This window comes from Microbispora sp. H10836 (assembly GCF_012999525.1).
Lineage (GTDB): Bacteria > Actinomycetota > Actinomycetes > Streptosporangiales > Streptosporangiaceae > Microbispora.
This window is the reverse complement of sequence record NZ_JABBWU010000020.1, coordinates 150,262-172,070: the sequence shown is the minus strand read 5'-3', so window position 1 is coordinate 172,070 and position 21,809 is coordinate 150,262. Positions and strand designations below refer to the sequence as shown.

Genomic DNA, 21,809 nt, shown 5'->3' with positions numbered 1-21,809 from the left:
GCGGCCTGACCGACCTCAAACTGCTGGGCCCGGCCTGCCAGTTCCACAACCGCGACCGCTACCAGCACCCCGACCGCTACACCCGCCACAAGACCGGCAAAGACCGCTGGGCCTTCACCTACCACCCGCCCCGAACCAGGCGGGTGCGGGAATGAGGATCGATGGCCGGGGGTCAGGACCCAAGACGCCAGGAGTGGAGATACTCCTCCTGCTCAACGGTGAGCGCGTCGATCGAGATGCCGGCCGCGGCCAGCTTCAGGCGGGCCACCTCGGCGTCGATGCCGGCCGGGACGTCGTACACGCCGGGCGTCAGCCGCGCCGACTCCCGCACCAGCCAGGCGACGGCGAGCGCCTGGGCGGCGAACGACATGTCCATCACCGCCGCCGGGTGCCCCTCGGCCGCGGTCAGGTTCACCAGGCGCCCCTCCGCGAGCAGCAGCAGCCTGCGGCCGTCATTGAGGACGTACTCGTCGGTGTTGGGCCTGATCCCGAAGCGCACCTCGCGCGCCATCTCCTCCAGCGCGCGCACGTCGATCTCGACGTCGAAGTGGCCCGCGTTCGCGAGGATCGCGCCGTCCTTCATGACAGCCAGGTGCTCGGCCCGGATGACGTCGCGGTTGCCGGTGACGGTCACGAACACGTCGCCGGTCTCGGCGGCCAGGCTCATCGGCCGCACGTCGTAGCCCTGCAGGGCCGCGTCGAGTGCCTTGACCGGGTCGATCTCGGTGACGACGACCCGCGCGCCGAGGCCTTTGGCCCGCTCCGCGACGCCTCGGCCGCAGAAGCCGAAACCCGCCACGACGACGGTGCGGCCGGCCAGCAGGACGTTGGTGGCTCGCATGATGCCGTCGAGCGTCGACTGGCCGGTGCCGTACCGGTTGTCGAACATCCGCTTGGTCCGGGTGTCGTTCACCGCGACCATCGGGAAGCGCAGCGCGTTCTCCGAGGCCATCTGGCGCAGCCGGATGATCCCGGTCGTGGTCTCCTCGCAACCGCCGATCACGTCGTCGAGAAGTTCGACCCGCTCGGTGTGCAGGGTGTTGACGAGGTCGCATCCGTCGTCCAGGACGATGTTCGGCGCGATGTCGAGCGTCTGGTGGATGTGTCGGTAGTAGGTCTCCATGTCCACGCCGGCGCGGGCATGGACGGCGATGCCGTACGTTCTCAGCGCCTCGGCGACGTCGTCCTGCGTGGACAGGGGGTTGGACGCGGCCAGGGCGATCTCGGCGCCGCCCTCCCGCAGGGCCCCCATGAGCACCGCCGTCTCGGCGGTGACGTGCATGCAGGCGGCGACGCGCAGGCCGTCGAGCGGCCGATCGGCGCCGAAACCGGCGCCGACCGCCCGCAGGACCGGCATCGACCGGGCCGCCCATTCGATGCGCCGCTCTCCGGCCTCCGCGATGTCCGCCGTGACGTCCGGCTGAATCACGCCGTCTACCTCCTGACGAGGCGCGGGCCGGGCCCGCGCCCTCGTCGTGCGACCCGCCTGTCAGTAGCGGTAGTGGTCCGGCTTGTACGGGCCCTCGACGTCGATGCCGATGTACTCCGCCTGCTTCTTGGTGAGCGTGGTCAGCTTCACCCCGAGCGCGTCGAGGTGGAGACGGGCCACCTTCTCGTCGAGGTGCTTGGGCAGCACGTAGACGCCGATCGGGTAGGCCTCGGTCTTCGTGAAGAGCTCGATCTGCGCAATGACCTGGTTGGTGAACGAGTTCGACATGACGAACGACGGGTGGCCGGTGGCGCAGCCGAGGTTCATCAGCCGGCCCTCGGCGAGCACGATGATCGAGTGCCCGTCGGGGAACACCCACTCGTCGACCTGCGGCTTGATGTTGTTCCTCTCGACACCGGGGGTGCGGGCGAGGCCGGCCATGTCGATCTCGTTGTCGAAGTGGCCGATGTTGGACACGATCGCCTGGTGCTTCATCTGCGCCATGTGCTCGGCGGTGATGATGTTGAAGTTGCCGGTGCAGGTGACGAAGATGTCGGCGATGCCGACGACCTCCTCCAGGGTGGTGACCTGGAAGCCGTCCATGGCGGCCTGGAGCGCGCAGATCGGGTCGATCTCGGTGACGATGACCCGGGCGCCCTGGCCGCGCAGCGCGTCGGCGCAGCCCTTGCCCACGTCGCCGTAGCCGCAGACCACGGCGACCTTGCCGCCGATCAGCACGTCGGTGGCGCGGTTGAGGCCGTCGATCACCGAGTGGCGGCAGCCGTACTTGTTGTCGAACTTCGACTTGGTCACCGAGTCGTTGACGTTGATCGCCGGGAACAGGAGCGTGCCGGACTTGTGCATCTCGTACAGCCGGTGCACACCGGTCGTGGTCTCCTCGGTGACGCCCTTGATCTCCTCGGCCACGCGGGTCCACCACTTGTCCTCGGAGACCGTACGGCGGAGCGTGTCGAGGATGACCGCCCACTCCTCGGGGTCGTCCTCACCGGCGACCGGCACGGCGCCGGCCTTCTCGAACTCCACACCCTTGTGGACGAGCAGCGTGGCGTCGCCGCCGTCGTCGAGGATCATGTTGGGGCCGGAGCCGTCGGGCCAGCGGAGGGCCTGCTCGGTGCACCACCAGTACTCCTCCAGCGTCTCGCCCTTCCAGGCGAAGACCGGGACACCGGAGGGGTTGTCCACCGTGCCGTCCGGGCCGACGACGACCGCGGCGGCGGCGTGGTCCTGCGTGGAGAAGATGTTGCAGCTCACCCAGCGGACGTCGGCGCCGAGCGCGACCAGCGTCTCGATCAGTACGGCGGTCTGGATCGTCATGTGCAGCGAGCCCATGATCTTCGCGCCGCGCAGCGGCTGCGCCGCGGCGTACTCCTTGCGGGTCGCCATGAGGCCCGGCATCTCGTGCTCCGCGAGGCGGATCTCTTTGCGGCCGAATTCCGCCAGCGAAAGGTCGGCGACCTTGAAGTCCATGAGTGTCTCCTCCATTGTCCGTCGGTGCGAGTTTAGGTGTCGCGGACGCGCCGACGCATACGGAGGCGTGCGAACCTGACACAAGAATGTGAGATTACGCCGCCGACGGGTGCCAGAGGGCCGCCGGACTGTCTAGCGTGGACCCAGGGAACGGGGACCGGAGGCACGATGCGCATCACCGAGGCGGCCAGGCGGCTCGGCATGTCCCCCCGGATGCTGCGCTACCGGGAGGCCCTCGGCCTGCTGCCGCCCGTACGGGACAGGGGCGCCCATCGGCGCTTCGGGCCCGACGAACTGGAGGCGGTGCGCCAGGCGACGGAGCTGGAGCGCCGGTTCGACGTCTCGCCGGCCGAACTGGCCTTCGCGCTCCGGGCACTGTCCGAGCCGGCGGTGGCCCAGGCCGTGCGCGACCTCGGCGTGCGCATCGGGCGCATCCAAGCGCCGCGCCGGGCGCTGGACTTCGAGAAGGAGAAGGCCCTGCGGCTGCTGCGGCACCGATGAGCCAGGCGCCGACGAGTCAGGCGCCGACCACGAGACGCAGGTCGTCGGCGCGCAGGGAGTCGGCCGTGACGTAGGGCTGCTCGCTCACGATGTCGGTCATCGTCAGTGGGACGTTCAGGGACGGCACCAACCTGAGCGCTTTGACCAGGAGGTTCGGGTGCTCCGCCGTGAACTCCTGGGGCAGGCCGAGAAGCTTGGCGGTCATCTTCGTCGTGCAGATCACCACGTTGCCCTCGAAGGTGAACGTGCTGCCGGTCAGCGTCGTCGGGCCCATCGTCTGGGTGGGCCGCTCCAGCACGGCCTTGTCCATGGTGAAGCGGAGCATCTTGACGGTGCCGGTCGCGGTGGGCATCTCGACCACGCCGGTGAACTTCATCCCGGTCATGGTCAGCGAGGGCGCGCGGACCGCGGCCGTCTCGGTCGCGACCCGCACCGCCCCAGGCGCACTGCCCCCGCGCGTGGAGGAGCCCCCCGGCTCGTCCTCGCCGCCCTCCCCGGGCGACGGCGAGGGACTCCTCCTGCCCGTGAGGGACCCCACGGCGTCCTGCAGGCTCGTGGGCAGGGCCGTGGGGACCGCGCTGGGCAGTACTCCGTCGAGGACGTCGGACAGGCCGCTGGGAACGGCACTCGGGACGACACCGGGCAGGAGGGAGCCGCCCTGCCCGCCCGGACCGGGGTCCTCCCGTGCCACGGCCGTTCCGGCCGCCAGGATGACGGGGAGCACGGCGATGGCCAGCGCCCTCGTCGCCGGGCCCGGACCCCCGTCTCCGCGTCCGCCACCGTGCCCACCGCCGTGCCCGCCGCCGTCCGGCCGCACGCCCCCGTCGTCAGGGCCGTCTACCGGGCCGTCACCGTCATCCGGGCCGCCGCCGGGGCTCTCGTCCTCCGGCTCGGACGCGGACCCGTCGCGGACGCGGGCCACCAGGACACGCGGGCCCTCTCCCGGGGGCTCGGCCGCCGGCCGCTGGGGCCGTGTGGCCCCCAGCCGCTCGTCGCCGCTGACCACCCGGCGCCCGGTGATAGTGATCTCGCCCTCCTGCGGCCCCGGCGGAGCGGCGGGCTGGGTCGGCGCCGAGCCGGCCACGGTGGTCTCCGCGGGCGTCCAGGCGACCGCCAGCGCACCACCGACCAGGCCGAGCAGCATGCCGATCAGGAAGCCGCCGAGGTTGGCGTAGATGAACGACGCGATCGAGATCAGCACGGCGACCACGCCGAGGAAGGCCCGTTTGTCGGGCTGGAGCCAGACCATCAGGCCGAGGATGATCAGCACCAGCGAGATCAGGTAGGTGGCGCCGACCGTGCCCGACTGGATGACGAGCGGCAGGGCCTGGGTCGCGAACGGAATGCTCAGCAGTTCCAGGCCGGCCGCGAGCACCAGCAGGCCGCCCCAGAACGGCCGCGACCGCCGCCAGGAGCCGCTCATCTCCGCCCGCCCGAGATCGTGTGTCCGGCCATCTGAAGCACCCGCATCAGAAGCACTCGTGCTTGCCCGGCTCCACCGACAGCTTCAGCCCCGGCAGCTTGAACGTCGCCGCGTTGACCGACCAGGAGACCTGCCGGAAGTCCTTGATGGTGATGCCGCTCGCCTGCTGGCCGAACATGCCGGCCGCACCCTCGGCGCCCGGCAGCTGGTCGAGGGCGCTGGCGTCACGACCCGCCTCCAGCTTCGTGAAGACCGCGTTGCCCTCGATCTGGGAGGCGTCGACGATCATGTTCTCGGCGGTGACCGGGTCCTTGCCCGTGCCGGCGGTGATCCGGATGGTCACGGCGCCGACGGGCGACTTCACCAGGACCGTCTGGCACATGTTGGTCAGGGTGGCCTTCCGGATGCCGGAGACGGCGACCGGGATCTTCTGGCCCTTCTTGTTCTCCACCGTGCTGCCGTACTGGACGAAGCCCTGACCCTGCAGGGTGTCCGCGGAGACCTTGAACGTGTCACCCGAGACCACGAACGACGCGCCGATCGCCCCCTCGGCGGTCGCGCCGACCAACACGGACGCGACCGCGAGTGCGGGCACGAAGACGAGCGCGAAGCGCTTCCAACGCACGCGTCCCTGCCGGACGCGTCCCTGTTGAGCCATGAGTCACCTCTGGGGGGAACCAGTCAAATGCAGAAGCAAAGTTACCGATCGGTACCGCAGAGGTTGAAGTGACTCAGCATCACATTTCAATTACGGCGCGCAGCGAGAAGTGGCGGACCGTAACAGGGATCATGCGCCGGCGCGCTGCCCAGAGGCGGCGTCCGCCCGGTAGAGGTCCGGCTCCAGGTAGATCACCCGGGCCATCGGAACCGCCTCACGGATGCGCCGTTCGGCCTCGTCGATGCCCCGCGCCACCTCGCCGGCGGTGTCGTCGTGCTGCACCGCGATCTTCGCGGCGACCAGCAGCTCCTCCGGGCCGAGATGCAGGGTGCGCAGGTGGATGACCCGGCTGACCTCGGGGGCGGCCTCCAGCGCGGCGCAGATCTTCTCCTCCACCTCGGGGGTCGCGCTCTCGCCGATCAGCAGCGACTTGGTCTCGGTGGCCAGGATGACCGCGATCACCGCGAGGAGCACGCCGATCATGAGGGTGCCGACACCGTCCCACACGCCGTTGCCGGTGACGACGGCCATCGCGACGCCGAACAGCGCGAAGACCAGGCCCAGCAGCGCGCCGAGGTCCTCCAGCAGCACGACGGGCAGTTCGGGTGCCTTGGCCCTGCGGATGAACGACACCCAGGACTCCCTGCCCTTGTGCTCCCTCGACTCCTTGATCGCCGTACGGAACGAGAAGCCCTCGGCGACGATCGCGAAGATCAGAACGCCGAACGCCCACTGCGGCGCCTCCACGGGGTGCGGGTCACTGATCTTGTGCCAGCCCTCGTACAGGGAGAACAGCGCGCCGATCGTGAACAGCACCACGGCGACGACGAAGGCGTAGAAGTAGCGCTCACGGCCGTAGCCGAAGGGGTGCTTGCGGGTTCTCCCCTTGGCGGCGCGCTTGCCGCCGAGCAACAGCAGCGCCTGGTTGCCGGAGTCGGCCACCGAGTGGACCGACTCGGCGAGCATCGACGACGACCCGGTGAACACGAACGCCACGAATTTCGCCACGGCGATCGCCATGTTGGCGCCGAGTGCCGCGAGGATCGCCTTGGTACCGCCACCCGCACTCACGTTGAACTCCTCAATTCGATCGGCCGAAGCGATCCTAAGGGGAAATCCTCGCCCGGAGTTCCGCTGCGGCCGACGCCGGGTCCATCCCGTACCCGAGAGCGAGGTAGACACTCGCGTAGTCGCAGAGGCCGACCAGGGCGGCGAGCCGGTCCAGCGGGTGCCCGCCTTCGGCCCTGATCTCGGAGACCGGAACGCCCCGGTCCTCGGCCAGCCGTACGGCGGCCGTGCGGGACGCGGCCACCAGGGGATCCTCCTCCACGTCGCGCAGCAGGAACAGGCGCAGGCGCGGGCTCTCACCCGGCTCGTCGGCGAACGGGTCGGCGAAGACGTCCCGCCCGGCCAGGGGGCCGTGGAACGTCACGATCTGGTTGTGCGCGGCCTCGGGCAGCTCCCCCCAGATCGCCGGATAGCCCGCGTTCCCACTGAGCCGGTCGGCCAGGCGGCGGGCCGCCACCGCGGCCAGCGGCGAGGTGCCCCAGATGAGCGGAAGCGTCCCGGCCAGTTCCATCGCCAGCGTCTTGCCGGGATTGATGAACGACTCGCTCGACGGGCGGCAGCGATGGGCCAGGTCCTCCAGCCGCTTGGCCGCCGACTCGAACTCGCTCTCCCCCGCGGAGACCAGGCCAAGCGCGGCAGCCGCCAGGATCGGCGGCACCACGAGCGACCACAGCGTGGCCTTCGGCTGTCCGGCCACCCCGGTCGCGCCACCCACCGGCACGTACGGCCCGCCCGCCCGCGCGACCAGGGCCGACAGCGGCGTGTCGGGCGCGCCCACACCGACGAGCGCGCACCCGCGCCGTACGGCCTCGGCGGTCACGCCGAGGGTCTCCTCGGTCCTGCCGGAGCGGGAGACCGCGATGACGAGATCGGCGGCGCCGGCCCAGCCGGGCAGCCGGTGGCCGCGCACGGTCACCACCGGGACCGGGGCGCCGTATCTGCACAGCGCCTCCAGGACGTCGCCGGCGAGGGCGGAGACGCCCATGCCCGCCACGACGATCGCGCGGGGGCGGCCGTCCCGCCCTATCCGCGCCACGCCGTTCTCCACGGACGATCGGTAGGCCGCCCGCATCTGGGCGGCCGACGACGCGACGGAACGCAGCATGCCGGAGGGGTCGCCCTCCATCAGGTACGCCTGGTCGTCGAGCCGGTCGGGCTCGAACCGGGCCCCTCCGGCAGCGGTCATGCCTTGCGGGCCTCGTCGACGAGGAGCACCGGGATGTCGTCACGCACGGGGTAGACCAGCCCGCACGACTCCGAGGTGCAGGCCAGCTCGTCCGCGTCGGGCATCGCGCGGAGCGGGGACTTGCACGCCGGGCAGGCGAGGATGTCCAGCAGCCAGTCGTCGATCTTCAACTCGTCAGCTCCTTACCACGGCGAGCACTTCGTCCCGGACGGCGGCGACCTTCTCCTCGTCGGCGGCCTCCGCGTTGAGCCGGAGCAGCGGCTCGGTGTTGGACGGACGCAGGTTGAACCACCAGTCCGGACCGCTGACGGTGAGTCCGTCCAGCTCGTCGAAGGTAACACCCTCCCGGCCCGCGAAGGTCTCGCGCACCCGCGCCAGGGCGGCGGCCTGGTCCTCGACCCTGCTGTTGATCTCCCCGGACGCGGCGTAGCGCGAGTAGCGGGACAGTACCTCCGACAGCGGCCGGTCCTGCTCGCCCAGGGCCGCGAGCACGTGCAGGGCGGCCAGCATGCCCGAGTCGGCGAACCAGAAGTCGCGGAAGTAGTAGTGGGCCGAGTGCTCTCCGCCGAAGACGGCGCCGGTGCGGGCCATCTCCGCCTTGATGAACGAGTGGCCGACGCGCGTGCGGACGGGCTTGCCGCCGTGCTCGGCGACGATCTCCGGCACGCCCTTGGAGGTGATCAGGTTGTGGATGACCGTGGCGCCGGGGTTCTTGGCCAGCTCGCGCACCGCGACCAGCGCCGTGACGGTGGACGGCGAGACCGACTCGCCCCGCTCATCGATGACCCAGCACCGGTCCGCGTCGCCGTCGAAGGCGATGCCGATGTCCGCGCCCTGCGAGACGACCGCCTTCTGCAGGTCGCGCAGGTTCTCCGGCTCGATCGGGTTGGCCTCGTGGTTGGGGAAGCTGCCGTCGAGCTCGAAGTAGAGCGGGGTCAGCTCGATCGGCAGGCCCTTGAAGACCTCGGGGACCGTGTAGCCGCCCATGCCGTTGCCTGCGTCCACGACCACCTTGAGCGGCCGGATGCCCGACAGGTCGACCAGCGTCTTGAGGTGGGCGGCGTAGCCCTCCAGCAGGTCGCGCTCGGTCACCGCGCCCGCGCCTGGCGTGCCGCCCAGCCCTGTGGCGAGCAGTTCGGCCGCGCGGTCGCGGATCTCCAGCAGGCCGGTGTCGGTGCCCACCGGTACGGCGCCGGCCCGGCACATCTTCATGCCGTTGTACTTGGCCGGGTTGTGGCTCGCCGTGAACATGACGCCCGGCAGGTTCAGGCTGCCGCTGGCGTAGTAGAGCATGTCGGTCGAGCCGAGACCGGCGTTGACCACGTCGGCGCCCCGGGAGGTCGCGCCCCGGGCGAACGCCGCGGCCAGCGGGCCCGACGAGGGGCGCATGTCGTGCGCCATCACCACCGAGGTCGCACCGGTCAGCTCCACGAAGGCCGCCCCGACGGCCTGTGCGATCTCCTCGTCGAGCTCGTCCGGCACCACGCCGCGTACGTCGTACGCCTTGAAGATCCTGCCGAGGTCGGCCACTGCACGCCCCTAAAAGTCGTTAGTCTTCGCACCTGAGCCTATAGCGCCCGATTGCCCACACAATGAGCCCTCCAACGCGCCGCGCGCGATCTCATCGCGGGGTGTTGTCGCGGGGTGTTATCGCTCCCTGTTCGGCTGGGCGGACTTGAGCACCCGCAGGTGACCTCGGCGGCCCACCTCGACCGCCTGACCGACGGGCTCGCCGGCGGCGGGAGCGGGGCGCGCGGCCTCCCGGACCGCGTTCGCCAGGGCCTCCAGGTCGTCCCCGCTCGGGGCGACGGACTCGGACGGAAGGCGCACGACCTCCCATCCCCTCGGCGCGGTGAGCCGTTCCGCGTGCTCCGCGCACAGGTCGTAACAGTGTGGCTCGACGTACGTCGCCAGGGGGCCGAGTACGGCGGTCGAGTCGGCGTAGACATACGTGAGTGTGAAGACGGCAGGCTGCCTGCAGGCGGTACGGGAACAGCTGCGGACGGGGCTCACGGAGGGACCGTATCCGGTCCGCGTTCACATTGCCACCACCCCGCCGCTCTTATTGAACGTGTCGCCACAATTCAGCGTTCTTTGAAGTCGGTATGACGTTGGTGGGCAAAGCGGACACAACCCGCGGGATCCACCACACCGACGGGACGGGCCTTAAGCTGGCTGCGTGAGCGATCGGAGCGGTGACAGGCCGGATCCAGCGCGGCGGGTGCGCCGGCGCGACCGGCACGGCCGTGGCATGCGCGGCCCCCTCGCACCCTCGCACGTTCCCATCGCCAAGTCCCGCGGCGAGCGGTTCGACGACCTGGTGCTCGAAGCGGTCGACCGGCTCAAGCCGCGGTGGGGCACCCAGCTCGCGTCGGTCGAGTTCGCGGTGGAGGAGGTGCCGCCGGCCGCCGAGCTGGTGGACGGGCCCGCCCGGCTGTCCTCCGACCCGATCCCGCTCGGGCGCGCCGAGTCGGCCCTGGGGGACGAGCCCGCCGCCGTCGTGCTGTACCGCCGGCCGCTCGAGGCGCGGGCCCGCGACCGCGAGCAGCTCGGCACGCTGGTCCTGGATGTGGTCGTCGAGCAGGTGGCCAGCCTGCTGGGCCTCACCCCGGAGACGATCGACCCGGGCTACGACGACCGGCACTGAGTGGCACTGAGCGGCGCTGCGCGGCAGTGAGTCGTTAGGGAAGCACCACGCCCGGCGAATCGACGGTCGGGGGCACCAGCGCCCAGATCCTGGCCATGGCCAGCGGCTGCGCGGTCACCATCTGGCCGTCCCTGGCCGCCTCGTCGAGGACGCGCCCGCCGTACACCGGCCCCGAGCCCGGCTTCGGCCGTACGACGACGCTGAAGCCGCCCTTGCTGCCCTTGGGGGGTGTGAGCCTCAGCTCCTTGGTTCGGGCGGCGGGCAGCGTCACCTCGATCGGGGCCGGCGCCTCGCCCTTCGCGGGCAGCAGCCGCACCTCCACGGTGGCCGGCCCGAACGGCGCCGAGAGCACCAGCCAGGAGGTCTGCTTGCCTTCGGCCCGGCCGTCCGCGACGACGCTGCCGAGGTCGACGGAGGCGGCGCCGGCCGTGAAGGCGACGTCCTGCCTGGCTCCCGTTCCGGTGATCTTCAGGCCCGCCACGATCGGGACGTCGGACTCCAGCACCAGTGCGGCCGGCTGTCCTCCGATGCCGGTGGACAGGTCGAGCGAGGACGCCGAGCCGGCCGGCACATCGAGCGTCTCCTTGTTCTTCAGCGCGTAGGAGCCGTCCTCGAGCACGGCCCTGATCCGCACGACCGTGTCCCGCTCCCCCGGCGCGGCGACGTAAAGCTCCCGCTGCCCGGCGGTGCCGGGGACGCCCGGGACGACGACCCGGGTGGCGGGGGCCGTGGCGACGGGCAGCCAGTCGACGCCCCTGCCCTGGCCCAGCACGGCCTTCACCGCGGCGGCCACCCGGCCGCTGCTCGTGCTCACCTGCAGGGCCATGATCAGCGGAGAGGGCGCGAGGTCGCGCAGCCTGATCACGCGGTGCTCGCCGGGCTTGACGACGACGCCGTTGCCCCGCTCGCTCAGCACCGGGCCTTCCCCGGAGTAGACCATGAACGAGACGTTGGCCGGGGCGGAGTCGGGGTTGGCGAGGTAGAGGGTCATCTCCGCCGCGGCCGGCCCCGGCCCGACGAACCAGCTCTCGGCCCCCGGTTCGACGCAGCGCACCCCGGCGAGCCCACGCTGGGTGCCCGACGTCTCCCGTGCGGTCTGGGCACTCTCCAGTCCGGCGGCCATCGAACCGTCGGCGTCCACCACGAGAGGGCCGCCCCCGGCGGCGACGTCACGCTGCCACAGCAGGCCGACCCGGTCGATCACGTCGTCCTTGCCGCCGCCGTTCTTGCCCGGCGCTTTGATCGCCGAGAGGGTGGCGCTCCCGGGGGTCTGGGGACGCTCGGGGTCCGCCGGCGTCACCACGCTCACCCGGCTGCCGGACGGCGCCGGGCACACGGCGGTCACCGACTCCACCGGCGCCTTGACGGCCTGCGGACGCGCCTGCGCGACCGGCGCGGGCCGGCTGACGTAGGCCACGCCGTACAACGCGCCCAGTGCGACCAGCACCAGGGCGAGCAGGCCGAAGCGGTTCTCGATCAGTCTCCTCACGCGGGCACCCGATCTTCCTTCGCCCGGCGGCGGCCCCGAGGCCCTTCCTCGACGGGCACGTCGGCGTAGTCGCCCTCCGGCTCTCTCGTCCGGGCCCCGGGCGAGGCCAGGACCAGCACGAGCACGAGCAGCGCGCCCTGGGCCCACAGCCAGCCCCGGTGCAGCGCGCCCGCCGTCGCGGGCGGCGGGGGAACCGTCACCTGACCCGCCACGCGCCACAGGCCGCCCGTCTCCGAGAGGCTCACCCTGATCAGGGCGGGCTGCGAGTCGAGCGCCCGTCGCAGGGCCGGGTCGACGGAGCCGGGCACCGTCACGAAGCGCACTCCGAACGACGCGAGCGTCTGGACGTACGTGCTGCCCCGGCCCGAGGCGAGCCCGGCGACCGCGGTCGCGAGACGGGCGCTCTCCTCCCGGGGCGGTTCGAGGTCGGACTCGCCGATCAGCGGCCCCCGGCCGCGCAGCAGCGTGTAGCCGACCCTTTCGTCCCTGGAACGCAGCAGGAGCGTGCCCTCGCCGGGCGCCGACTGGAGCGCGGCGAGCACCGGCACCGGGTCGCTCAGGTCGCCGCGCAGCGGGCCGTCCGCGCCCCTCGTCACCCACAGCGCGGCGGCGGCGAGCGGGGTCGCGAAGGCGACCACGACGATGAGCATCGCGCCGAGACGGCGCAGCCCGCCCGCGGCGCGGAACTCGGCGATCCGGTGCGCCTGATGCCCCGCGGCCACCAGCAGGCCCGTCGCCGCGAACGCCAGCGGCACCCCCGGCCACGCCGTGTCGTCGATCCGGCTGACCACGATCGCCACCAGCAGCCCGAAGAGCATGACGCCCCAGCCGATCGCGACGATCATCTGGTGGCGCCGCAGCAGCAGGGCGGCCAGCGCGACCGCGCCCAGGCCCGCCGTCGCCCACACGGGCGGCACCCCCGGCCCGCCGGGACTCAGCATGAGCAGGGACTCGGCGCCGAGTCGGAGGCCGGTGAGACGCTCGTCGTGCAGGCCGGACTCGAGCAGGATGCGTCCCGGTTCCCTCGCGACCTGGACCAGCCACGGGAACAGCAGGACGACCGGGGTGCCGAGGCCGATCACGAGCGACCGCCTGACGCCTCTGCGGATGCCGCCGAACGACACCGCGGCGAGCCCGCCGAGGATCGCCACGAGCACGTACACGAGCGGGACGAAGGCCGTGCCCACGGTCAGGAGCAGGCCGAAGCCCCAGGCCGCCCGCCGCGACCCGGCGATCACGCGCGTGGCGAGCGCCGCGTAGACGGGCAGCAGCACGATCACGATCGCGGTGCCAAGCCGCCCGCCCGCCACCGCGCCGGTCGCGACCGGCAGCAGGGCATAGGTGACGGCCAGCCAGACCCGCGCGGGCGTGTACGGGATCATCCGCTTGGTCGCCGCGTACGCCGAGATCCCGGCCAGCGGCACGCAGCCGAGCAGCACCACGCCGACGGCCAGCCACACCTTGCCCAGCGCGACCGCCGACAGCCCGGCGAGCACGGCGACGTACGGCGGGGCCCAGGTCTGCGAGCCGAGCCCGGTGCCGTGATGGTCTTCGACGTAGAGCCGCCACAGGTCGGACGCGCCGCCGGTGACGGGCACCAGGGCCCCGCCACCCAGGTGTCCTCCGGACAGGAGCCCGGACAACAGCGTCCTTTCGGCGGCCAGCGTGATCGCGGCCAGGATCAGGCCGAGCATCACAACGGGGCTGCCGAACACGCGCTGGACGCCGCCGGAGTCGGTCAGCAGCTCGTCGCCGTCGTCCTCCTGGGCGCGGTCCGCGGCCGCGTGGTGACGGCCCGCCGAGTCGACCGGGCCGGCTCCGGCGAGGAAGCCCTGCACCATGTCGGCCAGCCGCCGCAGCGCGGCGCCCGGCGGGGTGAGCTTGCGCCGGATCGCGGGCCAGCTCTGCTTCCTGCCCTTCCTGCGGGCCTTGCGGGCCCGCCGCAGGCGCAACGGGCGGCCGATGACCGAGCCGAGCGCGGCGAGTTCGTCGAGGGCGTTGGCCGGCTGCTTGGCCAGCAGGAACAGCAGGGCCCGCAGCGTCGACGCGACGACGTTGCGCAGCACGGACCGCACGAACGCGCCGAACGGCAGGTTCGCCATGAGGACGAACAGGCCGTTGCGCCGGCCGAGCCTGCGGGGATGCTCGTCGCTGGTGGCGATCCTGCGCCGCCGCCGCGCCGCCGCCTCGGCGTGCCAGGCCACCGCGTCGCTCACGTTGAGCACGCGGTGCCCGGCCGTACGGGCCCGCCAGCACAGGTCGAGGTCGTCGCGGAAGAGCGGCAGCGCGGTGTCGAGGCCGTTCAGCTCGTCCCAGACGTCCCTGCGGATCAGCATGCCCGCCGTGGAGACCGACAGGACGTCGGCGATGCCGTCGTGCTGCCCCTGGTCGTACTCCCTCGGCTCCAGGCCGGTGTCGCGCCGCCCCGACCTGCTGACGGTCACGCCCATCTCCAGCAGCACCCGCCGGTCGAGCCAGTCGCGCAGCTTGGGGCCGAGGATGGCGGCCTTGGGATCCTGCTCCGCCGCCCACAGCAGAGCCTGCAGCGCGTTCGCGTCGGGCGCGCAGTCGTCGTGGAGCAGCCAGACCCACTCCTGGCCCGGCGCGGGCGGCAGCCGCCGCAGCACCTCGTGGACGGCCTCGCCGAACCCGGTGGACCGGGGCAGGGTCAGCACGTTGCCCGTCCCGAACGCCTCGGTCAGCAGCTTCCCGCTGCCGTCACGGCTGCCGTTGTCGACGCCGACGACACGGTCGAGAGGCCGGGTCTGGCGCAGCACCGCCGCCAGCGTCTCCTTGAGCCAGCGGGCGCCGTCGTGGGCGACGACGATCGCGGTCACCGAGTGCACGTCGAGTCCTAGGGGGGTCGTACGGCTGAGCGCCGACCACGATACGGCAACCCGGACTCACCCGATCACATCCAGGCGAAACAGGATGTCAGCAGCATCCCGGACATGCCCCGGACATGCGTACGGGGCCGCACGCCCAACGCGCGACCCCGCCGACGTCGTCGTCAGACGGCCTGGCGCTTGATCTTGCGCCTTTCCCGCTCGGACAGGCCGCCCCAGATGCCGAAACGCTCATCATGCTGAAGCGCGTATTCAAGGCACTCGGCGCGCACCTCACACGAACGGCACACCTTCTTGGCTTCCCTGGTGGAACCGCCCTTTTCAGGAAAGAACGCTTCAGGGTCGGTCTGCGCACACAAAGCGCGCTCCTGCCACCCCAGATCTTCACCATCGAGCGCCTGTGCCATGACCAGATCGGTCATTGCACACCTCCCTGTCGCTCGCCCGCCCACATGGAGCCCCCCATAAAAACGCCTGCCCTATACCCACCCTCGGGAAGGCGTAACAACATGTCTGTAATTACACGCGCGTGGCGCGTGTGGCGTCAAGCGGCATAACGATACCCGGGGAAAGACCTGCTCGCCCCGGTTCGTATGCCCCGATCTACGGTCCTATCAGCGTTCGGAACCATACCAAGGGAGGTTGGGGTCGGTTCCGCGGCCTGCCTGATCGGGGGCGGAACCTTCCTCATACTTTGCCTGCGACCGGTCCGGCGTGTAGATCGCCGTGGGGTCGAGCGGCTCCTCCCTGCGCAGCGGGTCGCTGAGGGGGTCTCCGTGGTAGGCGGAGGGGTCGAAGCGGACGGTCTGCTCGGTGGGGCCGGCCGCCGGCGGCTGGAACGGCGCGGGCTCGGACTGGGGGTGGCCGAGCGGGTTGTCGTAGTACTCCGGCAGGTCCTGCGGACCGGTGGGGTGATCCGGCAGGGCGATCTTCTGGTAGCTCTGCGCCTGCTGGTAGGCCTGCGCGAGCTGCTGCTCCCTCGGGTCGGCCGGGCCCTCGTACGCGGGGGGAGCGTCGAAGGCCGGGCCCGTGGCGGCGTGCTCTCCGGCTTGCCGGGCGAACGCCGGGCCGGAGTATCCGGAGAACGGCGACCCCTGCCCGTACGGCTGGTCCTGCTTGGGGGAGTCGTAGGAGGGCTGGTCGTAAGAGGGCTGGTCGTACGAGGGCTGGTCGTACCCGGCGTTGGACGCGCCGGCGGAAACGGCCGGGAACTGCCCGAACGAGCCGGAGTCCGTCTGCTGTCCCGCGTAGCCGTACTGGTCGAACACCGGGCCCTGCGGCGGGGAGTAGTCGGAGCGCTGGGGCGCCGGCGCCTCGGGCTGCGTGCCGTACGCGCCGGTCGGCGGCCGCTCCTGCTGGTAGCCCTGGGCGCCGTAGTCGGCGTAGTGGGCGCCGGTCTGGACGTCCTGCAGCGACGGCCGGGGCTGCTGCGCCTGACCCTGCCCATGGACGGGGGCGCCGGGCTGCCCGAACGGCGGGGGCTGCGGGGCGGTCGGGGCGGGGGCGTAGGAGTGCTGCGGCTCGTGTTCCTGGCCGTAGACGTCCTGGGGCCGCTCCTGGCCGAAGGCGCCCTGGCCCCGCTCCTGCCCGTACTGCTCCTGGCCGTACTGCTCCTGGCCGTACTGCTCCTGGGGGTACTGCTCCGCGTACTGCTGGGGCTCGGCGTACCGGTGCTCGGCGGGCGGCAGCTGGGGCTGGGCGGGCTCGCTCTGCCCGTACGCGGTCCCCTGCGGCTGGTTCTGCGGGTGACTCTGCGGCTGGTTCTGTGGCTGGCCCTGGTGGAGGGCGTCGTACTGGCCGGGGTGCGGAAGGTTCTGCGGCGGGGTCTGCGCGCCGTTCTGGTGGCCGTTCTGGTGGCCCTGACCCGGGCCGCCCTGCTGGCCGCCGGGGGCGGCGGCGTGCGAGGGAGCAGCGTGCGAGGGAGCGGCGTGAGAGGCGATGTGCGGCGCGCCCTGGGGGCCGTTCTGCCCGGGCAGCGGGCCGTTCTGCCCGGGCAGCGGGCCGTTCTGCGGATCGCCCGGAGCGGGGTGCCCGAACTGCTGCTGGGCGAGACCCTGCTGGCCGGGACCCTGCTGGCCGGGTCCCTGCTGGACCGGCATCGCGCCGACGGTGGGGGCGTGAGGCTGCGCGCCCGCTCCGGGGGCCTCGCCGTATCCCTGCGGGGCCTGCTGGCCCAGGGGGCCGTGGTGGCCCTGGGGACCGTGGGGGCCCTGGGGCAGCGCCGGAGCGTACGACAGCGGCGGGTGGGCGTCCTCGCGCCTGCCGAAGTAGTCGCCCGCCGGTTCCGCGGCGGACTGCAGCGCCGCGGCCGTGCTCGACGCGAACAGCGCGCCGAAGACGGCGAGCGCGATCATCGGCAGTCCGGTGATCAGGTATTCGAACCGGTCGCGGAACGTGAGCAGGTCACCCACGAGCACGCCGAGCATGCCGATCACGCCGAAGACGACGCCGAGACCGAGCGACCCGGCCGCGCCGAGCGACACCAGGCGAGCCCGGGGGGTGGGCGCGCCGGCCTTGGCGACGAGCAGGACGGCGCCGGCCGCGAGCGCGGTCGAGAGCGGGGACACGAGGGAGTGCAGGCTCATCGCCGCACGGACACCGAAGGTGCTGCTCGGCGAGGAGCCGATCAGCAAGCGCGCGATGCTCACGAGGATGCCGGTGATCACCACCGCGAGCATCATCCACGCGGCCGGCTCGCGGAGCCGGCCGGTATCGACCTTGAGCACGACTACCCCCATCGGTCCAAACGGCACTCGGGGAAGTTTCGCACATGCCTGACTTAAGCGTCGGCAGACCCAACAACCTCGCAAGCCGAACACACCCTACATATGGCTGTTCGTACCGCTCCCGGGGTGGGTGTCGGCGATGCCGCGTACGGCCGATGGAAGACTGACGGCATGCGCATCGTGTCCCTCGCCGGAGGAATCGGCGGCGCCCGGTTCCTCCGAGGTCTCAAGGCGGCGGCCCCCGATTCCGACATCACCGTGATCGGCAACACCGGCGACGACATCACCCTCTTCGGCCTGCGCGTGTGCCCTGACCTCGACACGGTCATGTACACGCTGGGCGGCGGCATCAACGAGGAACAGGGCTGGGGACGGGCAGATGAAACGTTCACCGTGAAGGAGGAGCTCGCCGCGTACGGCATGGAACCGCAGTGGTTCGGCCTCGGCGACCGGGACTTCGCCACCCACATCGTCCGCTCCCAGATGCTGGCGGCCGGTTATCCGCTCTCGCAGGTGACCGAGGCCCTGTGCGACCGGTGGCGGCCCGGGGTGCGGCTGCTGCCGATGTCGGACGACCGCACCGAGACCCACGTGGTCGTCTCCGACGAGGCCGGCAGAAGGGCGATCCACTTCCAGGAGTGGTGGGTGCGGCTGCGCGCCTCCGTGCCGGCCGAGCAGATCGTGCTCGTCGGCGCGGACGAGGCCCGGCCCGCGCCCGGCGTGCTCGACGCCATCGCGGCGGCCGACGTCGTGATCCTCCCGCCGTCGAACCCGGTCGTCAGCATCGGGACGATCCTCCAGATCCCGGGCATCCGGGCGGCCCTGGAGACCAAGACCGTCGTCGGCGTCTCCCCCATCATCGGCGGAGCCCCGGTGCGCGGCATGGCCGACGCCTGCCTGACGGCGATCGGCGTGGAGACGAGCGCCCAGGCCGTGCTGGAGCTGTACGGCTCCGCCCTGCTCGACGGCTGGCTCGTGGCCGAGGAGGACAAGGGCGTCGCGCTCGACGGCGTGGCGGTGGAGGCCCGCCCGCTCCTGATGAGCGGCCCCGAGGCCACGAGGGACATCGCCGCCGCGGCCCTCGCCCTGGCCCAGTCACTCAGGTCCTGAATCCAGATGTCAGAGGAGCACATGCCCCAGATCACCGTCAGCGGCGTGCCCGGCCTGCCCGAGGTGCGGCCCGGCGACGACATCGCCCTGCTCGTGGCGCGGGCCGCGCCCGATCTGGAGGACGGCGACATCCTGGTCGTCACCTCCAAGATCGTGAGCAAGGCCGAGGGCCGCGTCCGCCATAGCGACAGCGGGACAACAGAGAGCGACAGCGGGACAACACAGCGCGACAGCCGTACGGCCGCGATCGAGGAGGAGACCGCGCGCGTGGTCGCGCGGCGCGGGGACACGGTCATCGCGCAGACGCGGCACGGCTTCGTGATGGCCGCGGCCGGCGTCGACGCCTCGAACACCTCCCCCGGCACCGTGCTGCTGCTCCCCGAGGACCCGGACGCCTCGGCGGGCCGCATCCGCCGGGGGCTGCGCGAGCGGCTCGGCGTGCGCGTCGGAGTGATCGTCTCCGACACCTTCGGCCGGCCCTGGCGGCACGGCCTGACGGACGTCGCCATCGGCGCCGCCGGCGTACGGCCGCTGGAGGACCTGCGCGGCGGCGTCGACCCCTACGGGAATCCGCTCAACGCCACCGTCACGGCGCTGGCCGACGAGATCGCGGCGGCGGGCGACCTGGCGAAGGGCAAGCTGTCCGGCGTCCCGGTGGCCGTCGTGCGCGGGCTGGGCGGCCTGGTGACGGACGAGGACGGCCCGGGCGGGCGGGTGCTCGTCCGCCCCGCCGACGAGGACATGTTCCGGTTCGGCTCGGCCGACGTCGTCTTCGCCCGCCGCACGATCCGCGAGTTCTCCGCCCGCGAGGTCGATCCGGCCGCCGTACGGCGGGCCGTGGCGGCCGCCGTCGCGGCACCCGCCCCGCACCACACCACGCCCTGGCGGTTCGTGCTGCTCGAGACCCAGGGAGCGCGCACGGAACTGCTCGACGCGATGCGGGACGCCTGGGTCGAGGACCTGCGCTCCGACGGCTTCTCCGAGGAGTCGATCGCCCGGCGGATCCGGCGCGGCGACGTGCTCAGGAACGCGCCCTACCTGGCGGTGCCGTGCCTGGTCATGGACGGCTCGCACACCTACCGCGACGAGCGCAGGAACGCCGCGGAGCGCGAGATGTTCGTGGTCGCCACCGGCGCCGGCGTGCAGAACTTCCTGGTCCAGCTCGCCGTGCAGGGGCTGGGCTCGGCGTGGGTGTCGTCCACGATGTTCTGCCGCGACGTGGTGCGCAAGGTGCTCGGCCTGCCGCAGAACTGGGACCCCATGGGCGCCGTGGCCATCGGCCATCCCGCCGCGCCGCCGAGGGACCGGCCGCCGCGCGACCCGGCCGACTTCTACGTCACCAGGTGACCGTCCCTTCCAGGTGCACGTGCTAGGTGCACGTGGGGTGGCACAGCCGCCGGGCCAGCGCCGACAGGAACACGTCGATGATCTGGCCCGGCTCCTGGGCGACGTAGAGCTGGCCGTTGGTGGCCGAGACGATCTCGCCGAGCGCCGCCCGGTCGGCCGCCTTGCCGAACGCGACCACGATGATCTGCACCGGCCTGTCCGGGTCCCACTCCTCGCGGAGCCTGTCGACGAGCTCGCGCCGCGACACGCCCTTCCCGTCGTCCACGCCCGCGGTGAGCACCAGCAGGGCGTTGCTCATCAGCGGGTCGTAGCCCTCCGACACCGAGCGGAAGCCCGCGTCGATCGCGTCGTACAGCGCGCCGCTCCGGTCGCCGAGGGCCTTGATTCCGTCGGCCACCCGGAACAGGGCCGTCCTGCGGATCTCCTCCTGGCCGCCGTCGGGCTCGGTGATCGGGCCGAGGCCGATCAGCTCACGGTGGTCCGCGCCGCCCTTGATGTCGCGGGCGAACTCCCACAGGCCCATGTGGGTCTCGTTCGGGAACAGCTGCAGGCCGAGCTTGGCGGCCTCGACCGCGACGTCCAGCCGGGTCTCACCGCCCGCCCTGATCGGCTCGGCGTTCTCCTTCGACACGTCCGCCAGCACCAGGATCCGGCTCGGCGGGGCCAGCCTGCTCCACGCTTCCAGCGCCTCGTCGATGACCTCCGCGGTGATCGACGGGCGCGAGCGGGGCTGCACGGTCGGAATGTCGTCGCCCGCCGGGAACGGCGGCTGCCCGTCCGCGCCGCGGAACCCGGCCCGCCGTACGGCCTCCTGCGTGGCCGCCGACCGCAGCCAGGAGGCGAACAGCCGCGAGGCGGCCGCCCGGTCGGGGTCCGCGGCCGTCACGACGTACGGGTAGTCGAGGTCGATCGTGCCTTCCTTGGGCTGGAGGGCGACCACGGGCTCGGCGTGGCCCTCGCGGTTGTGCGCCCACACCGACTGCTCGGGGACGATCACCACGGGCCGCGACCAGAAGCCCGGCGCGTCCACCGCGCCGAGCATGCTGCGGTAGTCGGGGGCCGATCCCGACTGCGCCATCCGCACGAACGCCGTGAGGTCGCGGTCCGCCTTCTCGCCGGTGCCGACGATGTCGCGGGCCGCCGCGACGGTCGCGATCCCCGCACCCGACACCGACGGATCGGGGATGCGCACGATGTCCGGCTCGTGCTCGGTGGGCCGGAGCCGCCCCCGCACCGTGGCGGGGAAGACCATGTCCCAGCTCATGGCCGTCCCCCCGGCGGCGAACCGCTCGGCGAGCGAGCGGTGCGTGGCGAAGACCAGCGGGGAGGTCGCGACGACGGTCTCGTCGGCGGCGATGTCCTGCCCGCCCTGCTTGCGGGCCAGCCGCACCCACACCGAGGAGTCGGCGATCCAGCCGTCGGGACGGTCGGGCAGGACGCCGGCCCGGTCGCCGATCAGCGTGCGGAGCACCGGCGCGGGCGGCTGCTCGGCCACCTGGACCTGGACGCACCGCCCCTCCACCTCCGCGCCCGAGGCGTTGAACCGCCCGGCCGCGTCCATCACCGGCGGCGCGACGTCCAGCGCCGCCGCGACGCTCACGAGGATCGGATCCCGGGCGGAACACGTTCCTGCCGACCGGGTGAGGAAGAGATAGGCCCCGCCCACGATGATCACCGCGACCGTGAGGACCGCGACCGCGCCCTTCCAGCCGGCCTGCCTGCGGCGCCGCTCGGCCGTGAAGGCGGCCCGGTGACGACCGGAGGGCACGTGCGGATCCTCCCCAGTTCTCGTAGCTTTCGTGGGGCTCTCGTGGGGCTCTCGTCGCCGGCGCTCCGCGGCGCCGCGCCTGTTCCTGGAACGGTCACCGTGCGCTGCCGAATGTCACGATTC

Annotated in this window: 18 protein-coding genes; 4 read left to right on the top strand and 14 right to left on the bottom strand. The window is 72.2% G+C overall.

Annotated features, from left to right (window positions below; genetic code table 11):
- Nucleotides 1–172: 172 nt before the first annotated feature.
- Entirely contained in the window at nt 173–1,429 is a 1,257-nt protein-coding gene (locus tag HHX30_RS31045; protein ID WP_169986294.1) for an adenosylhomocysteinase, read from the bottom strand.
- Nucleotides 1,430–1,489: 60 nt separating this feature from the next.
- Nucleotides 1,490–2,917, bottom strand: coding sequence for an adenosylhomocysteinase (gene ahcY / locus HHX30_RS31040; RefSeq protein ID WP_169986292.1), 1,428 nt, complete (start codon nt 2,915–2,917; stop codon nt 1,490–1,492).
- Nucleotides 2,918–3,085: 168 nt separating this feature from the next.
- Here ahcY and HHX30_RS31035 point away from each other — a divergent pair, with 168 nt between their 5' ends.
- Nucleotides 3,086–3,418 (top strand): MerR family transcriptional regulator, encoded by a 333-nt coding sequence (locus HHX30_RS31035; RefSeq protein WP_169986290.1) that lies wholly within the window; start codon nt 3,086–3,088, stop codon nt 3,416–3,418.
- A gap of 16 nt (nt 3,419–3,434) precedes the next feature.
- Here HHX30_RS31035 and HHX30_RS31030 read toward each other — a convergent pair whose 3' ends face one another.
- From HHX30_RS31030 to HHX30_RS31000, 7 genes are all read right to left on the bottom strand, one after another.
- Nucleotides 3,435–4,841: a DUF6114 domain-containing protein gene (locus tag HHX30_RS31030; RefSeq protein ID WP_169986288.1), complete on the bottom strand. Its 1,407-nt coding sequence runs from the start codon at nt 4,839–4,841 to the stop codon at nt 3,435–3,437.
- A 46-nt stretch (nt 4,842–4,887) separates the two neighbouring features.
- A complete protein-coding gene (locus HHX30_RS31025; protein ID WP_169986286.1) occupies nt 4,888–5,499 on the bottom strand; it encodes a DUF6230 family protein in 612 nt (203 codons plus the stop codon).
- Nucleotides 5,500–5,628: 129 nt separating this feature from the next.
- Nucleotides 5,629–6,570, bottom strand: a complete 942-nt coding sequence (locus HHX30_RS31020) for a cation diffusion facilitator family transporter (protein ID WP_169986283.1) — start codon at nt 6,568–6,570, stop codon at nt 5,629–5,631.
- A 34-nt stretch (nt 6,571–6,604) separates the two neighbouring features.
- Entirely contained in the window at nt 6,605–7,753 is a 1,149-nt protein-coding gene (locus HHX30_RS31015; protein ID WP_169986281.1) for an SIS domain-containing protein, read from the bottom strand.
- Complete coding sequence (locus HHX30_RS31010; protein WP_169986279.1) at nt 7,750–7,923, bottom strand: Trm112 family protein; 174 nt, start codon at nt 7,921–7,923, stop codon at nt 7,750–7,752. The genes HHX30_RS31015 and HHX30_RS31010 overlap by 4 nt, the downstream gene beginning before the upstream one ends.
- A 4-nt stretch (nt 7,924–7,927) precedes the next feature.
- Nucleotides 7,928–9,283 (bottom strand): phosphomannomutase/phosphoglucomutase, encoded by a 1,356-nt coding sequence (locus HHX30_RS31005; protein WP_169986277.1) that lies wholly within the window; start codon nt 9,281–9,283, stop codon nt 7,928–7,930.
- 117 nt (nt 9,284–9,400) lie between these two features.
- The gene (locus HHX30_RS31000; protein WP_030509365.1) at nt 9,401–9,766 is read right to left on the bottom strand and encodes a DUF3499 domain-containing protein; all 366 of its coding nucleotides are present in this window, start codon (nt 9,764–9,766) and stop codon (nt 9,401–9,403) included.
- Between the two features lie 166 nt (nt 9,767–9,932).
- Between HHX30_RS31000 and HHX30_RS30995 the strand changes: the two genes are divergently transcribed.
- Entirely contained in the window at nt 9,933–10,400 is a 468-nt protein-coding gene (locus tag HHX30_RS30995; protein WP_310741953.1) for a metallopeptidase family protein, read from the top strand.
- Between the two features lie 34 nt (nt 10,401–10,434).
- On the opposite strand, the gene HHX30_RS30990 is transcribed toward HHX30_RS30995, so the two are convergent.
- The 4 genes from HHX30_RS30990 to HHX30_RS30975 all read right to left on the bottom strand — a co-directional run bounded on the left by HHX30_RS30990 (nt 10,435) and on the right by HHX30_RS30975 (nt 17,461).
- On the bottom strand, nt 10,435–11,889 hold the full coding sequence (locus tag HHX30_RS30990) for a DUF5719 family protein (RefSeq protein WP_169986275.1): 1,455 nt from the start codon (nt 11,887–11,889) through the stop codon (nt 10,435–10,437).
- Nucleotides 11,886–14,735 (bottom strand): glycosyltransferase family 2 protein, encoded by a 2,850-nt coding sequence (locus tag HHX30_RS30985; protein ID WP_169986273.1) that lies wholly within the window; start codon nt 14,733–14,735, stop codon nt 11,886–11,888. The genes HHX30_RS30990 and HHX30_RS30985 overlap by 4 nt, the downstream gene beginning before the upstream one ends.
- 164 nt (nt 14,736–14,899) lie before the next feature.
- Entirely contained in the window at nt 14,900–15,157 is a 258-nt protein-coding gene (locus tag HHX30_RS30980) for a WhiB family transcriptional regulator (RefSeq protein ID WP_079313297.1), read from the bottom strand.
- Nucleotides 15,158–15,349: 192 nt separating this feature from the next.
- Nucleotides 15,350–17,461: a hypothetical protein gene (locus tag HHX30_RS30975; RefSeq protein ID WP_169986271.1), complete on the bottom strand. Its 2,112-nt coding sequence runs from the start codon at nt 17,459–17,461 to the stop codon at nt 15,350–15,352.
- A gap of 171 nt (nt 17,462–17,632) precedes the next feature.
- Between HHX30_RS30975 and cofD the strand changes: the two genes are divergently transcribed.
- Together cofD and HHX30_RS30965 are read left to right on the top strand one after the other, a co-directional pair.
- The gene (gene cofD / locus HHX30_RS30970) at nt 17,633–18,571 is read left to right on the top strand and encodes a 2-phospho-L-lactate transferase (protein WP_169986269.1); all 939 of its coding nucleotides are present in this window, start codon (nt 17,633–17,635) and stop codon (nt 18,569–18,571) included.
- Nucleotides 18,572–18,592: 21 nt separating this feature from the next.
- Complete coding sequence (locus HHX30_RS30965) at nt 18,593–19,918, top strand: coenzyme F420-0:L-glutamate ligase (protein ID WP_211592787.1); 1,326 nt, start codon at nt 18,593–18,595, stop codon at nt 19,916–19,918.
- A 22-nt stretch (nt 19,919–19,940) separates the two neighbouring features.
- Here HHX30_RS30965 and HHX30_RS30960 read toward each other — a convergent pair whose 3' ends face one another.
- Nucleotides 19,941–21,686, bottom strand: a complete 1,746-nt coding sequence (locus tag HHX30_RS30960) for a substrate-binding and VWA domain-containing protein (RefSeq protein ID WP_169986265.1) — start codon at nt 21,684–21,686, stop codon at nt 19,941–19,943.
- Nucleotides 21,687–21,809: the final 123 nt, after the last annotated feature.

Coding starts and splice junctions, on each gene's coding strand:
- ahcY (WP_169986292.1), bottom strand. CDS start 2,917: ATGGACTTCAAGGTCGCCGACCTTTCGCTGGCGGAATTCGGCCGCAAA.
- HHX30_RS31035 (WP_169986290.1), top strand. CDS start 3,086: ATGCGCATCACCGAGGCGGCCAGGCGGCTCGGCATGTCCCCCCGGATG.
- HHX30_RS31030 (WP_169986288.1), bottom strand. CDS start 4,841: ATGAGCGGCTCCTGGCGGCGGTCGCGGCCGTTCTGGGGCGGCCTGCTG.
- HHX30_RS31025 (WP_169986286.1), bottom strand. CDS start 5,499: ATGGCTCAACAGGGACGCGTCCGGCAGGGACGCGTGCGTTGGAAGCGC.
- HHX30_RS31015 (WP_169986281.1), bottom strand. CDS start 7,753: ATGACCGCTGCCGGAGGGGCCCGGTTCGAGCCCGACCGGCTCGACGAC.
- HHX30_RS30980 (WP_079313297.1), bottom strand. CDS start 15,157: ATGACCGATCTGGTCATGGCACAGGCGCTCGATGGTGAAGATCTGGGG.
- cofD (WP_169986269.1), top strand. CDS start 17,633: ATGCGCATCGTGTCCCTCGCCGGAGGAATCGGCGGCGCCCGGTTCCTC.
- HHX30_RS30965 (WP_211592787.1), top strand. CDS start 18,593: ATGCCCCAGATCACCGTCAGCGGCGTGCCCGGCCTGCCCGAGGTGCGG.